Genomic DNA, 14555 nt, shown 5'->3' with positions numbered 1-14555 from the left:
GACCTAAAACCTGTAGTAGGGGACGAGGTCGTTTGCCCGCTGCAGGTTGGTCGACGGGCAGTCCACGTCGGGCTCGGAGTAGACGGTCGAGTAGAACAGCGACTGCTGGATCACCCCGTAGCTGGTCTTGAAGGTCACCATGCAAGAGGAGTACCAGAAGCTGTTGTGATACGTCGGCTTCCGCACCCAGTACTGCGCGGCGCGGTGGCCGGCGATCGTGGTCTCGATCGCGTCGGGGGGCAGGGTCTGGGCGTAGGTGCGCCAGATGATCGGCTCGACGGCCATCTGATAGTTACCCGCGTCGAAGTGGCAGCGCAGCCCCTCCTCGGCTTCCGGTGGCGTGTAGGCCAATCCGAGCCGCTGGATGACGTCGAACGGGATGTCTCGGCACGGGTCAAACGGGCTGGGGTCGGTGGTCGCCACGATCGGGCTCTTCATCGTGGTGGACATGGGCGCCGCGGTCGATCGCAGCTGGACCGCGTCGCCGCCGGTCGGCGCTGGGGGGATGCCCTGCCAGCCCACCGTGCCCACCACCACCACCGCTGCCGTCAGCGCACCGAGCCCTCCGATCAGCCGCACCCTGGTGAACACGACACCCCCTGCCCTCGGCGGTCCCTTGCCGGGAGTGTACAAGTCGGCTCCGCGTCGTCACAGTCAAACGAGAACTTGTTCTAACCCGGGCCACCTTTGATGCGGTGAATTCTGCGGTAGTTCCCGCTGACGCATAATGTGATGCACTTCGATGGACGCAAGGAAGCAACGGGTGTTTCAGATCAGTCCGGAGCAGTGGATGCACTCGGCGGCGCAGGTGACCACGCAGGGTGAGGGTCTGGCCGTCGGACATTTGTCGTCGGACTATCGGATGCAGGCCGCCCAGTTCGGCTGGCAGGGCGCCTCGGCGATGGCGCTCAACGCCAAGATGGACGACTGGTTGGACGCGTCGAGGGCGCTGCTGACCAGGATCGGTGATCACGCATTCGGGCTGCAGGAGGCCGCTATCCAGCATGCGGCGGCGGAGGCGGAGCGGGCGCAGGCGCTCGCCCAGGTGGGTGTTTCCGCCGACGTCGTAGCTGGTCCGCGTGGGGTGTGATTCGTGCCACTGACCGTGGCCGATATCGATCGGTGGAACGCGCAAGCGGTCCGGGAGGTGTTTCACGCGGCCAGTGCCCGAGCGGAGGTGACGTTCGAGGCGTCGCGTCAGTTGGCCGCGCTGTCGATTTTTGCGAACTCGGGTGGCAAGACCGCTGAGGCGGCGGCACACCACAACGCGGGCATTCGCCGAGACCTCGACGCCCACGGCAACGAGGCGTTGGCGGTTGCCCGGGCGGCCGACAGGGCCGCCGACGGGATTGTGAAGGTTCAGTCCGAGCTGGCCGCACTACGCCATGCCGCCGCGGCCGCCGAGCTGACGATCGATGCGCTGATCAACCGGGTGGTGCCGATCCCCGGGCTGCGATCCACCGAGGCGCAGTGGGCGCGGACGCTGGCCAAGCAAACGGAGCTGCAGGCGGAGCTGGATGCGATTATGGCCGAGGCCAATGCCGTCGACGAGGAGCTGGCCTCAGCGGTCAATATGGCCGACGGTGACGCGCCCATCCCGGCCGATTCCGGCCCGCCGGTCGGTCCCGAGGGGCTGACCCCGACCCAGCTCGCCAGCGATGCCAACGAGGAGCGGCTGCGCGAGGAGCGCGCCCGCCTGCAGGCCCACCTCGAGCGGTTACAGGCGGAGTATGACCAACTGAGTGTGCGGGCCGCCCGTGACTACCACAACGGCATCCTCGACGGTGACGCGGTGGGCCGACTGGCAGCGCTTACCGACGAGCTGAGCGCCGCCAGGGGCCGGCTGGGTGAGCTCGATGCCGTCGACGAGGCGTTGAGCCGAGCACCCGAGACCTACCTGACCCAGCTGCAGATTCCCGAGGACCCAAATCAGCAGGTGCTGGCGGCCGTGGCCGTCGGTAATCCCGACACCGCCGCCAATGTGTCGGTGACGGTTCCCGGCGTCGGGTCCACCACCCGGGGCGCCCTGCCCGGCATGGTGACCGAAGCCCGCGACCTGCGGTCGGAGGTAATCCGGCAACTCAATGCTGCCGGCAAGCCCGCATCGGTTGCCACCATCGCCTGGATGGGCTACCACCCGCCCCCGAACCCACTCGACACCGGCAGTGCGGGCGATCTGTGGCAGACCATGACCGATGGGCAGGCACACGCGGGCGCGGCCGATCTGTCGCGGTATTTGCAGCAGGTGCGCGCCAATAACCCCAGTGGCCACCTGACCGTGTTGGGGCACTCGTATGGGTCGCTGACGGCGTCGCTGGCGTTGCAGGACCTCGATGCCCAGAGCGCCCATCCGGTCAACGACGTCGTGTTTTACGGCTCACCCGGCTTGGAGCTGTACAGCCCGGCGCAGCTCGGGCTCGATCACGGGCACGCTTATGTCATGCAGGCCCCCCACGACCTCATCACCAATCTGGTGGCGCCGTTGGCGCCGCTGCACGGATGGGGCCTGGACCCCTATCTGACCCCCGGGTTCACGGAGCTGTCGTCACAGGCGGGTTTTGATCCGGGCGGGATCTGGCGTGACGGAGTGTATGCCCACGGGGACTACCCGCGGTCCTTCCTCGATGCCGCCGGCCAGCCGCAGCTGCGGATGTCCGGCTATAACCTGGCGGCGATCGCCGCCGGGCTGCCCGACAACACGGTGGGCCCGCCGCTGCTTCCGCCAATTCTGGGTGGCGGCATGCCGGCAGCGCCCGGCCCAGCACTGAGAGGGGGACGTTGATGCGGTGGCCGACGGCGTGGCTGCTGGCTCTGGTGTGTGTGATGGCGACTGGGTGCGGACCCAGTGGCCACGGGACGCGGGCCGGCGAGGAGGGGCCGTTGAGCCCGGAGAAGGTCGCCGAGCTGGAGAACCCGTTGCGCGCCAAGCCCCCGCTGGAGGACGCCAAGGACCAGTACCGGGCGGCGGTGACCCAGCTGGCCAACGCCATCACGGCCCTGGTGCCCGGCCTGACGTGGCGAACGGATATGGACACCTGGACCGGCTGCGGTGGTGAGTATGAATGGACCAGGGCCAAAGCGGCGTATTTCATGATCGTTTTCAGTGGACCGATCCCCGACGACAAGTGGCTGCAGGCCGTGCAGATCGTCAAGGACGGTGTCGAACAGTTCGGTGCCACCGGCTTTGGGGTGATGAAGAACAAGCCGGCCGACCACGACGTGTACTTCGCCGGTCATGGCGGCGTCGAGTTCAAATTCTCGACCCAGAAGGCGGCGGTCCTCACCGCACAGTCGGACTGCCGGATCAGCCGGACCGACACCCCAAAACCCTCGCCGACCCCGTAGCAGTTGGGCTAGGTTGGCCGAGCAGACGCAAAAGCCCCCATTTCGGGCCCGAAATGGGGGCTTTTGCGTCTGCTCACGCCGTAGCGGTTGGTCGAACTGGCTGGATTTCGTTCCCACTTCGCCGGGTCGTTAGGGTGGTAAGTCGTGACCTGGAAAGGATCGGGGCAGGAGACCGTCGGCGCCGAGCCGACGCTGTGGGCGATCTCCGACCTGCACACCGGTCACCTCGGCAACAAACCCGTCGCCGAATCGCTGTACCCGTCCTCGCCGGACGACTGGCTGATCGTCGCCGGCGACGTCGCCGAACGCACCGACGAGATCCGCTGGTCGCTGGACCTGCTGCGGCGGCGGTTCGCGAAGGTGATCTGGGTGCCGGGCAACCACGAGCTGTGGACCACCAACCGCGACCCGATGCAGATCTTCGGCCGCGCACGCTATGACTATCTGGTCAACATGTGCGACGAGATGGGCGTCGTCACACCCGAGCATCCGTTCCCGGTATGGACCGAACGAGGCGGCCCGGCCACCATCGTGCCGATGTTTCTGCTCTACGACTACAGCTTTTTGCCGGAGGGGGCAAACAGCAAGGCCGAAGGTGTGGCCATCGCGAAGGAACGCAACGTCGTGGCCACCGACGAGTTCCTGCTCTCACCCGAGCCGTACCCCACCCGCGACGCCTGGTGCCACGAGCGGGTCGCGGCCACCCGGGCCCGTCTCGAACAGCTCGACTGGATGCAACCGACCGTGCTGGTCAACCACTTTCCGCTGCTGCGACAGCCCTGCGACGCGCTGTTCTACCCGGAATTCTCGCTGTGGTGCGGAACCACCAAGACCGCCGACTGGCACACCCGCTACAACGCCGTGTGCTCGGTCTACGGACACTTACACATTCCCCGCACCACCTGGTATGACGGTGTGCGGTTCGAGGAGGTGTCGGTGGGTTACCCGCGGGAGTGGCGCCGGCGCAAGCCCTACTCCTGGCTGCGGCAGGTGCTGCCGGATCCCCAATACGCGCCCGGCTACCTCAACGACTTCGGCGGTCACTTCGTGATCACGCCCGAGATGCGAACCCAGGCCGCCCAGTTCCGGGAACGATTGCGGCAACGGCAGTCTCGATGACGGTAGGCACGCTGGTGGCGTCGGTGTTGCCGGCGACCGTGTTCGAGGATTTGGCGTATGCCGAGTTGTACTCCGACCCACCCGGTCTCACCCCGCTGCCCGAGGAGGCGCCGTTGATCGCACGATCGGTTGCCAAGCGGCGCAACGAATTCATCACCGTGCGTCACTGCGCCCGCATCGCGCTGGACCAGCTCGGTGTGCCGCCGGCGCCGATCCTCAAGGGCGACAAGGGCGAACCGTGCTGGCCCGACGGCGTGGTCGGTAGCCTCACCCACTGCGCCGGTTACCGCGGCGCGGTTGTCGGACGCAGGGATGCGGTGCGTTCCGTGGGCATCGACGCCGAACCGCACGACGTGTTGCCCAATGGTGTGCTGGATGCGATCAGCCTGCCGGCCGAGCGCGCCGACATGCCCCGCACCATGCCAGCGGCGTTGCATTGGGATCGAATCCTGTTCTGCGCCAAGGAAGCAACGTACAAGGCGTGGTTTCCGCTGACCAAGAGGTGGCTGGGTTTCGAGGACGCGCACATCACGTTCGAAACCGATAGCACCGGCTGGACGGGTCGCTTCGTCTCCCGTATCCTCATCGACGGGTCCACCCTGTCGGGTCCGCCGCTGACAACGCTGCGGGGACGCTGGTCGGTTGAGCGCGGACTGGTGCTGACCGCGATCGTGCTATGAGCGCAACCGGCCCCGGAATCGTGGTTATCGACAAGCCCGCGGGAATGACCAGCCATGACGTGGTGGGGCGGTGCCGCCGCATCTTCGCCACCCGGCGGGTCGGCCACGCGGGCACCCTGGACCCGATGGCCACCGGGGTGTTGGTGATCGGCATCGAACGCGCCACCAAGATCCTCGGTCTGCTGACGGCGGCCCCCAAGTCGTATGCCGCCACCATCCGCTTGGGTCAGACCACTTCCACCGAGGACGCCGAAGGTCAAGTGCTGCAGTCGGTTCCGGCTAAGCACCTGACCATCGAGGCGATCGACGCCGCGATGGAGCGGCTGCGCGGTGAGATCCGGCAGGTGCCGTCGTCGGTCAGCGCGATCAAGGTCGGTGGCCGACGCGCCTATCGGTTGGCCCGCCAGGGGCGCTCCGTGCAATTGGAAGCCCGGCCGATCCGCATCGACCGGTTCGAGCTGCTGGCCGCACGCCGGCGCGACCAGCTCATCGATATCGATGTGGAGATCGACTGCTCCTCGGGAACCTACATCCGCGCGTTGGCACGCGACCTCGGCGACGCGCTTGGGGTGGGAGGCCATGTGACGGCGTTGCGGCGCACCCGCGTCGGCCGCTTCGAGCTGGACCAGGCGAGATCGCTCGACGATCTCGCGGAGCGCCCCGCGCTGAGCCTGAGCCTCGATGAGGCCTGCCTGCTGATGTTTGCGCGCCGCGACCTGACCGCCGCGGAGGCCAGCGCGGCCGCCAACGGCCGGTCCCTGCCGGCGGTCGGTATCGACGGCGTGTACGCGGCCTGTGACGCCGACGGCCGGGTTATCGCGCTGCTGCGTGACGAGGGTTCGCGGACCAGGTCGGTGGCGGTGCTCCGCCCGGCGACGATGCACCCCGGGTAGCGGGGTGAGGAGGAGCCGGGCGATTCGGTTGGAGCCTGGCCTCAATGTAGGGGGATGCGGTCCGGGACGGCAACGGTGGCACACTGGGCTACACGGCCTACGTCGCACGGCGATGGGCCGCTGTTCAATTCGGAAGGGGCTGTCAGCTGTTGCGGTCTGAGTGGTCGGTAGTTGTCAGTGGCGTGCTGTAGGAACAACAGTATGAATCTGGCGGTGTGGGCTGAGCGCAACGGTGTTGCGCGGGTGACTGCGTATCGCTGGTTTCATGCGGGGTTGTTGCCGGTGCCGGCGCGGAAGGCCGGGCGGCTGATTCTCGTGGACGACCAGCCGGCCGATAGATCCCGCCGGGCGCGGACGGCCGTGTATGCGCGAGTGTCGTCAGCGGATCAGAAGCCGGACCTGGATCGGCAGGTGGCGCGGGTGACCGCCTGGGCCACGACCGAGCAGATCGCGGTCGACAAGGTCGTGACCGAGGTCGGTTCGGCGCTGAACGGGCACCGCCGAAAGTTTCTTGCGCTGCTGCGTGACCCATCGGTGAAGCGGATCGTGGTGGAACACCGAGACCGGTTCTGCCGGTTCGGCTCTGAGTACGTCGAAGCGGCGCTGGCCGCCCAAGGCCGCGAGCTGGTCGTGGTCGACTCGGCCGAGGTTGATGACGACCTGGTACGGGACATGACCGAGATCTTGACCTCGATGTGCGCCCGGCTGTACGGCAAGCGCGCTGCGCAGAACCGGGCCAAGCGCGCATTGGCGGCCGCCGCCGAAGAGTCGGAGGCTGCCTGATGGCGAAATTCGAGATTCCTGAGGGCTGGATGGTTCAGGCTTTCCGGTTCACGCTCGATCCGACCGCCGAGCAGGCCCGCGCGTTGGCACGGCATTTCGGTGCCCGCCGCAAGGCCTACAACTGGACCGTCGCCACCCTGAAAGCCGATATCGACGCCTGGCAGGCGACCGGGATCCAGACGGCAAAGCCGTCGCTGCGGGTGTTGCGGAAGCGCTGGAACACCGTCAAGAACGACGTGTGCGTCAACATCGAGACCGGTGTTGTGTGGTGGCCGGAGTGCTCGAAGGAGGCCTACGCCGACGGTATTGACGGCGCGGTCGACGCGTACTGGAACTGGCAGAACTCGCGATCAGGCAAACGTGATGGCAAAAGGATGGGCTTTCCCCGGTTTAAGAAGAAGGGACGCGACCCAGACCGGGTGACGTTCACGACCGGAGCGATGCGCGTCGAGCCCGACCGGCGCCACCTCACGCTGCCGGTCATCGGGACCGTCCGCACCCACGAGAACACGCGCCGGGTTGAGCGGCTCATCGCCAAAGGCCGGTCGCGGGTGCTCGCGATCACGGTGCGCCGTAACGGGACCCGGATCGATGCGAGTGTGCGGGTCCTCGTGCAGCGCCCGCAGCAACCGAAGGTGACCGACCCCGGTTCACGGGTCGGCGTTGATGTCGGGGTGCGCCGCCTGGCCACGGTCGCCACCGCCGACGGCGCGGTGCTCGAACGAGTGCCGAATCCACGGCCACTCGACGCGGCACTCAACGAGCTACGGCATGTCTGCCGGGCACGGTCGCGCTGCACGAAAGGCTCACGTCGCTACCGTGAGCGCACCACCGAAATATCCCGGCTGCACCGCCGGGTCAACGATGTTCGCACCCACCACCTGCACTGTCTGACAACGCATTTGGCTAAGACCCACGGCCGCATCGTTGTCGAAGGCCTGGACGCGGCAGGGATGCTGCGGCAACAGGGCCTCTCGGGTGCCCGCGCTCGCCGGCGCGGACTCTCCGACGCGGCCCTGGGCACCCCGCGCCGCCACCTGTCCTACAAGACAGGCTGGTACGGGTCACAACTAGTGGTCGCTGACCGCTGGTTCCCATCGTCGAAAACCTGCCACGTCTGCGGGCATGTCCAAGAGATCGGATGGGCCGAGCACTGGCAATGCGATTCGTGCTCGGCATCGCATCAGCGTGATGACTGCGCAGCGATCAACCTCGCACGCTACGAGGACACCAGTAGCGTCGTCGGCCCAGTTGGGGCCGCCGTCAAGCGTGGAGCCGACCGTAAGACCCGGCCTGGCCGGGCTGGTGGCCGTGAAGCGCGGAAGGGAAGCAGCCGCAAGGCTGCCGAACAACCCCGAGACGGGGTGCAAGTCGCGTGACCACTAAAGATCACTCACTTGCAACGGCAACGATGCCTAACCAAGGGTCGTCGAACAAGGTTTACGTCATTGGCGTGGGCATGACGAAGTTCGAAAAGCCCGGGCGACGCGAAGGCTGGGACTACCCGGACATGGCCAGGGAGTCGGGCACCAAAGCGCTGCGCGACGCCGGCATCGACTACCGCGAAGTTGAACAGGGCTACGTCGGCTACGTCTACGGAGAATCGACGTCGGGTCAGCGGGCGCTCTACGAACTCGGCATGACGGGTATCCCCATCGTCAACGTCAACAACAACTGCTCGACCGGATCCACGGCGCTCTACCTCGGCGCGCAGGCCATCCGCGGCGGACTGGCCGATTGCGTGTTGGCGCTGGGCTTCGAGAAGATGCAGCCCGGAGCGCTGGGCGGTGGCGCCGACGACCGGGAGTCGCCGCTGGGCAGGCACGTCAAGGCGTTAGCCGAGATCGACGAGTTCGGCTTTCCGGTGGCGCCGTGGATGTTCGGGGCGGCCGGCCGCGAACACATGAAGAAATACGGCACCACCGCGGAGCATTTCGCGAAGATCGGCTACAAGAACCACAAGCACTCGGTCAACAACCCGTATGCACAGTTTCAGGACGAATACACCCTGGACGACATCTTGGCCTCAAAGATGATTTCCGACCCGCTGACCAAATTGCAGTGCTCTCCCACCTCCGACGGGTCGGCGGCGGTGGTGCTGGCCAGTGAGGATTACCTGGCCAACCACAACCTTGCCGGGCGGGCTGTGGAAATCGTCGGGCAGGCGATGACCACCGACTTCGCTTCCACCTTTGATGGCAGTGCCCGCAATATCATCGGCTACGACATGACTGTGCAAGCGGCACAACGGGTTTACCAGCAATCCGGACTCGGCCCGAAGGACTTCGGAGTGATCGAGCTGCACGACTGCTTCTCAGCCAACGAGCTACTGCTCTACGAGGCGCTCGGCCTGTGCGGGCCGGGCGAGGCGCCCGAGCTGATCGACGACAACCAGACCACCTACGGCGGACGCTGGGTCGTCAACCCATCCGGTGGGCTGATCTCCAAGGGCCATCCGCTGGGTGCGACGGGGTTGGCGCAGTGCGCGGAGCTGACCTGGCAGCTGCGCGGCACCGCCGAGGCGCGCCAGGTCGACAACGTGACCGCCGCGCTGCAACACAACATCGGGCTGGGCGGCGCCGCCGTGGTCACCGCATACCAACGGGCCGAACGTTGAGCCACGCGATCGGAGGGAGCACGCCATGTTCGAGTGGTCCGACACCGATCTAATGGTGCGCGACGCCGTTCGCCAGTTCATCGACAAGGAGATCCGCCCGCACCAAGACGCATTGGAAACCGGTGAACTGTCGCCGTATCCGATCGCGCGCAAGCTGTTCAGCCAGTTCGGTCTGGACGTGCTGCTTGCCGAGTCGGTCAACCAGATGCTGGATGGGGAGCGGGCTAAGCGGGAAAAGCGGGACAGCTCAGGCAGTTTCGGGCTGGCTGACCAGGCTTCGATGGTCGCGGTGCTGGTGTCCGAACTGGCCGGGGTCAGCATCGGATTGCTGAGCACGGTGGCCGTCAGCCTCGGGTTGGGCGCGGCGACGATCATGAGCCGCGGCACCCTGGCCCAACAGGAGCGCTGGGTGCCCACGCTGGTGACGCTGGAAAAGATCGCGGCCTGGGCCATTACCGAGCCAGACTCCGGCTCGGATGCGTTCGGCGGCATGAAGACTCACGTGACCCGCGACGGTGAAGACTACATCCTCAACGGGCACAAGACCTTCATCACCAACGGGCCGTACGCTGATGTCCTGGTGGTCTACGCCAAGCTCGCCGACGGTGAGCCCGCCTCAGATTGGCGTAACCGCCCGGTGCTGGTCTTTGTGCTCGATGCCGGCATGCCGGGCCTGACGCAGGGCAAGCCGTTCAAGAAGATGGGCATGATGTCTTCGCCGACCGGCGAGTTGTTCTTCGACAACGTGCGGCTGACCCCGGATCGCCTGCTTTGCGCCGAGGGGGACGGCCGCGACAGCGCCCGCGCCAATTTCGCCGTCGAACGCCTCGGCGTGGCGCTCATGTCGTTGGGCATCATCAACGAATGCCACCGGCTGTGTGTGGATTACGCAAAGACCCGCACGCTGTGGGGCCGTAACATCGGGCAGTTCCAACTGATCCAGTTGAAGTTGGCGAAAATGGAAGTTGCGCGGATCAACGTGCAGAACATGGTATTTCAGGCCATCGAGCGGCTCAAAGCCGGCAAACAGCTGACGCTGGCCGAGGCCTCGGCGATCAAGCTGTATTCCTCGGAGGCCGCCACCGATGTCGCGATGGAGGCCGTCCAGCTGTTCGGCGGCAACGGCTACATGGCCGAATATCGGGTGGAGCAGCTGGCTCGCGATGCCAAGTCGCTGATGATCTACGCCGGCAGCAACGAGGTCCAGGTAACCCACATCGCCAAGGGCCTGCTGGGCGAACCGGCTTCGCGAGCGTAACCGGACTGCGAAAATCCGTGCCGAAAATCGCAGCCACGTTACGCTCGCGGGCCAAAGCCGTCAGCTCACCACCCAGATTGCCTGGGCGGCCGGGCTCCCCAAGTCGACGGTGGCGCCGTCGGCCGAGTCGATTGCCACCGAGATCATGCCGGCGAACTCGCGCCGAGCCAGCACCCGCAGCCGCGAGTCCAGGCTGATCCCGATGCTGGCAAAGTATCGCAGCATCTGCGGGTCGGCATCGGAGATACGGGCCACCGTCCCTGTGTCGCCGTCGCGGCACGCCCACAGCTGACGAGCCGGTGGCGTGGGCACTTGCCCGTCGGCGCCCGGGATCGGGTCACCGTGCGGATCGCGCTACGGGAACCCCAGCTTGGCGTCGATGCGGGCCATCAAGCGATCCGAGACCGCGTGCTCGAGCACCTCGGCCTCGTCGTGCACCTCGTCCCAGCGGTAGCCGAGCTCGTTGACCAGGAATGTCTCCAGTAGCCGGTGCCGGCGCACCATTGCCAGCGCGGCTCGTCGCCCCGAATCGGTCAACGTCACCGCGCCGTACTTCTCGTGGTCGACCAAGCCCTGCTCGGCGAGCTTGCGAATGGACTCCGAGGCCGTGCTGGCCGACACCCCGATCCTCTCGGCCAGCATCTTGGTGCTGACCTTGTCCTGCGACCACTCCTGGGCGGTCCAGATGACCTTCAGATAGTCCTGCGCAACCGCGCTAAGATCGCCAGGCTCCTCGTCAGCCCTCACAACCAGAGAGTCTAGATACCGGCGTGACGGCGCGCTCGGTGCGCAGTCGGGGAAATGGCCGCCAACTCGGTCTCGACCAAACCGTCATCCGACCTGACGCATCGTTTCGATCCAGGTTTTCCAACTGTCCTCGCCACGGGGCCGTACTCGGCTAGCCGGATAGTGCTGTGCCAGGCCGCCGGCCAAATCCAGCACGGCGTTGCGTGTCCTTCGCTTGAGAGAGCTGAAATCGACCGCCAAACCCGTGGCCAGATGCGGGTCGTAGGGAATCCGAAAGAAATCCGGAACGCGCTTCCTGAACTGGTTTTCGGCGGCCCCGCAATCCACAAGTGACCGGGTTTTCTGGATTGCGTTGAGAACAACCACAGTGTGCTGAAGCAACCGGCCAAAGCCATGCGCCCCCAGCCAGTCCAGAGTGACCAACGCTCCCTCGACACCGCGCACGTCTTCGGATGCCACCACAACCAGACCAGTGACGTCGTTGAGGATATTGCTGAACAATGGCCCGTTGACCGGTGTGCCGCAATCAAGCAGTATGACGTTGCAGTGGGTTTCCAGGATCTGCATGGCGGCCCCATAGTCCTCCGGGCCAAACTTGTATGTCGATCGCGGATCATTCTGGGCACCAAGCATTTCCAGCCGGTCTTTGTTCATCACCGTGTGCACACGCACGTCCGCGTAGCGCTTGGTGTGCTGCGATGACACGAAATGCTCGATGTTGGTCTGCGGGCCACCGCGCTCACTGAACCTTGCTGACAGGTCGCCCAGGTCGGCATCGACGTCCACAGCCATCACCCGATCGCCGCGCAGCCGGGCGACGGCGTTGCCCACCAGCACCGTCATCGTGGTCTTACCTACGCCGCCCTTGGCAGAGACGAACGCCAACTTATGGACATCGGCCAGTGGAGCGCAGATACGCTGAATCAGCTCGTCGGTTTGCTCGCGCTTGGCGCTCGGTTCGGGATTCACCCGCCCGAAAGTCATTTTGGTTACCGCTTTGCGCCAACCGTCCCCGGCCGGCGGGCGGCGGCGAGCCACCAGGAGATCCCGGCCGTCGTCGTAAGGATGTCGAAACTTCGGTTGGGGGCTACCAGCCTGTTCCGCGGTGGTGTTTGTCCTGGGGGCATCACCGGTGGTCGTGGCGCTAAGTGCCACTCTGGCGGCGTCGTCGTCACCCAGTTCGCGCAGGCACCACGCCCTAGTGAGGGTCACATCGGCAGTCACCCGCGGATTGGTTGTCGAGACTTGCTCAGCGAGCTCCAACGCGAACTGGAATTGGCCCAGACTCGCCGCAGCGGTCGAGGCCAGCGCGGCCACCGCGTCAGCCACCTCGTCACGGACATCGGTGGCCCCGCTCGGCGGAGAAATTTCGGTGACCTTCAAAAGGTTGGACCAGGAGCGAGTTTTGTGGAACAGCGTCGCCATGACGAACTGGCGGTATTGGGCGGCGCCGGTGTCCTCCGTGATGACCGGGTCGTCCAGCGTTGCTGCCGCTTCATCGTGGCGGTCGGCGATGATTAGAGCGCTGGCGTACGCGAGCCCGATCGTGGCGCGCGACCACACCCGCAACCCCAGATACATCGGGGCCATGACCACGGCGGACAATTCGCCGTCCGTGAGGCCGACGCGGCGGGTTTCGCTGTACAGTGCTTCGGAGTGTTGATGGGCACCGGCCAAGGTATCAAGATGATGGTCGCCGCAGGCCAGAAGCCCCAACCAGCCATCGGACATGTCCGGGTTTTCGACTGTGAGGCGGCCAAAGGCCGCTCGGGCATTGGCCAGGTCTCCGGACTGGTAGCTCTTCACCGCGGCATCGAACATGCTGCGGCATTCTCTAAACGTACTCATCAGACCCACTCCCTGATCACCTGATCAATGGTCGGCGTAAAGCTTGAGACCAATCGTTCGGTATGCGCGCGCCAATTCTCTGGGACCGGCCACGGTGCCGCCGGCGTTCCCGGACGTGCTGCGCCAGGTGTCCGGCGGCCGCGTGCATGGTGTTCCCGGATCGGCCGCTGGCCAGAGCCCACCGGTGAATCTGGCGCCTGGCCGACCACCGTGCGCCGTAGGCTTGCGATCGTGCAGCGCTGGCGTGGCCAGGACGAGATCCCGACGGATTGGGGCAGATGCGTGCTCACCATCGGGGTATTTGACGGCGTGCACCGCGGGCACGCCGAACTGATCGCGCACGCGGTCAAGGCCGGCCGCGCTCGCGGTGTACCGGCCGTGCTGATGACGTTCGACCCGCACCCGATGGAGGTGGTCTATCCAGGCAGTCACCCGGCGCAGCTGACCACCCTGACCCGACGCGCGGAGCTCGTTCAAGACTTGGGCATCGAAGTGTTCCTGGTGATGCCGTTCACCACCGATTTCATGAAGCTCACGCCGGATCGCTTCATCCATGAGCTGCTCGTCGAGCACCTACATGTGGTGGAGGTCGTCGTCGGCGAGAACTTCACCTTCGGCAAAAAGGCCGCCGGCAATGTCGACACGCTGCGTCGGGCTGGCGAGCGGTTCGGGTTCGCGGTGGAATCGATGTCGTTGGTGTCCGAGCACCACAGCAACGAGACCGTGACGTTCTCCTCCACCTACATCCGGTCCTGCGTGGACGCCGGCGACATGGTGGCGGCCATGGAAGCTCTGGGCCGACCGCACCGCGTGGAGGGGGTTGTGGTACGCGGTGAGGGGCGGGGCGCGGAGCTGGGCTTTCCCACCGCGAACGTGGCGCCGCCGATGTATTCGGCGATTCCGGCCGACGGCGTGTACGCCGCTTGGTTCACGGTGCTCGGGCATGGGCCGGTGACCGGCACGGTCGTCCCGGGTGAGCGCTACCAGGCCGCGGTGTCGGTCGGGACCAATCCCACCTTCTCCGGACGCACCCGCACCGTCGAAGCGTTCGTGCTGGACACCACCGCTGACCTCTACGGTCAACATGTGGCCTTGGACTTCGTCGGGCGTATCCGCGGCCAGAAGAAGTTCGAATCGGTGCGCCAGCTGGTCGCTGCGATGGGTGCCGATACCGAGCGGGCACGTGACCTGTTGTCTACGGGTTGACGGTTCTTGCGGTCGTGACCCCCGGCTGGCACCTGCGGCGTTTGTGTTTGGCGGTCAAC

Annotated in this window: 13 protein-coding genes and 1 pseudogene; 11 read left to right on the top strand and 3 right to left on the bottom strand. The window is 65.9% G+C overall.

Annotated features, from left to right (window positions below; all coding sequences use genetic code 11):
• Positions 1-3: 3 nt before the first annotated feature.
• Entirely contained in the window at positions 4-591 is a 588-nt protein-coding gene (locus FF952_RS14785) for a DUF3558 domain-containing protein (protein WP_003914429.1), read from the bottom strand.
• 172 nt (positions 592-763) lie between these two features.
• Here FF952_RS14785 and FF952_RS14780 point away from each other — a divergent pair, with 172 nt between their 5' ends.
• The 10 genes from FF952_RS14780 to FF952_RS14735 all read left to right on the top strand — a co-directional run bounded on the left by FF952_RS14780 (position 764) and on the right by FF952_RS14735 (position 10695).
• A complete protein-coding gene (locus tag FF952_RS14780) occupies positions 764-1090 on the top strand; it encodes a hypothetical protein (protein ID WP_003414157.1) in 327 nt (108 codons plus the stop codon).
• A 3-nt stretch (positions 1091-1093) separates the two neighbouring features.
• The gene (locus FF952_RS14775; protein ID WP_003414155.1) at positions 1094-2782 is read left to right on the top strand and encodes an alpha/beta hydrolase family protein; all 1689 of its coding nucleotides are present in this window, start codon (positions 1094-1096) and stop codon (positions 2780-2782) included.
• Complete coding sequence (locus FF952_RS14770) at positions 2782-3345, top strand: LppA family lipoprotein (protein WP_003414153.1); 564 nt, start codon at positions 2782-2784, stop codon at positions 3343-3345. The genes FF952_RS14775 and FF952_RS14770 overlap by 1 nt, the downstream gene beginning before the upstream one ends.
• 144 nt (positions 3346-3489) lie before the next feature.
• Positions 3490-4464 carry an ACP phosphodiesterase PptH gene (gene pptH, locus FF952_RS14765; RefSeq protein ID WP_003414151.1) on the top strand — a complete coding sequence of 325 codons (975 nt, stop codon included), beginning with the start codon at positions 3490-3492 and terminating at the stop codon, positions 4462-4464.
• On the top strand, positions 4461-5144 hold the full coding sequence (pptT, locus tag FF952_RS14760) for a 4'-phosphopantetheinyl transferase (protein ID WP_003414149.1): 684 nt from the start codon (positions 4461-4463) through the stop codon (positions 5142-5144). The genes pptH and pptT overlap by 4 nt, the downstream gene beginning before the upstream one ends.
• Positions 5141-6037 carry a tRNA pseudouridine(55) synthase TruB gene (truB, locus tag FF952_RS14755; protein WP_003414147.1) on the top strand — a complete coding sequence of 299 codons (897 nt, stop codon included), beginning with the start codon at positions 5141-5143 and terminating at the stop codon, positions 6035-6037. The genes pptT and truB overlap by 4 nt, the downstream gene beginning before the upstream one ends.
• 201 nt (positions 6038-6238) lie before the next feature.
• Positions 6239-6820, top strand: coding sequence for an IS607-like element IS1602 family transposase (locus FF952_RS14750; protein WP_003414146.1), 582 nt, complete (start codon positions 6239-6241; stop codon positions 6818-6820).
• Entirely contained in the window at positions 6820-8199 is a 1380-nt protein-coding gene (gene tnpB / locus FF952_RS14745) for an IS607 family element RNA-guided endonuclease TnpB (protein WP_003899482.1), read from the top strand. The genes FF952_RS14750 and tnpB overlap by 1 nt, the downstream gene beginning before the upstream one ends.
• Before the next feature lie 32 nt (positions 8200-8231).
• Positions 8232-9437, top strand: a complete 1206-nt coding sequence (locus tag FF952_RS14740) for a lipid-transfer protein (RefSeq protein WP_003414142.1) — start codon at positions 8232-8234, stop codon at positions 9435-9437.
• A gap of 25 nt (positions 9438-9462) precedes the next feature.
• Positions 9463-10695, top strand: coding sequence for an acyl-CoA dehydrogenase family protein (locus FF952_RS14735; RefSeq protein WP_003414139.1), 1233 nt, complete (start codon positions 9463-9465; stop codon positions 10693-10695).
• Between the two features lie 60 nt (positions 10696-10755).
• Here the strand turns inward: FF952_RS14735 and mntR are convergent.
• Both mntR and FF952_RS14725 read right to left on the bottom strand, forming a co-directional pair.
• Positions 10756-11442 (bottom strand): annotated as a pseudogene (mntR, locus tag FF952_RS14730) (manganese-binding transcriptional regulator MntR).
• A gap of 84 nt (positions 11443-11526) precedes the next feature.
• Complete coding sequence (locus FF952_RS14725) at positions 11527-13290, bottom strand: nucleotide-binding protein (RefSeq protein WP_003414134.1); 1764 nt, start codon at positions 13288-13290, stop codon at positions 11527-11529.
• A 231-nt stretch (positions 13291-13521) separates the two neighbouring features.
• On the opposite strand from FF952_RS14725, the gene FF952_RS14720 reads away from it, so the two are divergent.
• Entirely contained in the window at positions 13522-14496 is a 975-nt protein-coding gene (locus FF952_RS14720) for a bifunctional riboflavin kinase/FAD synthetase (RefSeq protein ID WP_003911989.1), read from the top strand.
• Positions 14497-14555 lie beyond the last annotated feature (59 nt).

The organism is Mycobacterium tuberculosis complex sp. N0072 (genome assembly GCF_030323725.1).
In the GTDB taxonomy this organism is placed as follows: Bacteria; Actinomycetota; Actinomycetes; order Mycobacteriales; family Mycobacteriaceae; genus Mycobacterium; species Mycobacterium tuberculosis.
This window is presented reverse-complemented; position numbering and strand designations above follow the sequence as displayed.

Excerpts from the sequence above, each read along its gene's own strand:
- FF952_RS14770 (WP_003414153.1), top strand. The coding sequence starts at position 2,782 with ATGCGGTGGCCGACGGCGTGGCTGCTGGCTCTGGTGTGTGTGATGGCG.
- pptT (WP_003414149.1), top strand. The coding sequence starts at position 4,461 with ATGACGGTAGGCACGCTGGTGGCGTCGGTGTTGCCGGCGACCGTGTTC.
- truB (WP_003414147.1), top strand. The coding sequence starts at position 5,141 with ATGAGCGCAACCGGCCCCGGAATCGTGGTTATCGACAAGCCCGCGGGA.
- FF952_RS14750 (WP_003414146.1), top strand. The coding sequence starts at position 6,239 with ATGAATCTGGCGGTGTGGGCTGAGCGCAACGGTGTTGCGCGGGTGACT.
- tnpB (WP_003899482.1), top strand. The coding sequence starts at position 6,820 with ATGGCGAAATTCGAGATTCCTGAGGGCTGGATGGTTCAGGCTTTCCGG.
- FF952_RS14740 (WP_003414142.1), top strand. The coding sequence starts at position 8,232 with ATGCCTAACCAAGGGTCGTCGAACAAGGTTTACGTCATTGGCGTGGGC.
- FF952_RS14735 (WP_003414139.1), top strand. The coding sequence starts at position 9,463 with ATGTTCGAGTGGTCCGACACCGATCTAATGGTGCGCGACGCCGTTCGC.
- FF952_RS14725 (WP_003414134.1), bottom strand. The coding sequence starts at position 13,290 with ATGAGTACGTTTAGAGAATGCCGCAGCATGTTCGATGCCGCGGTGAAG.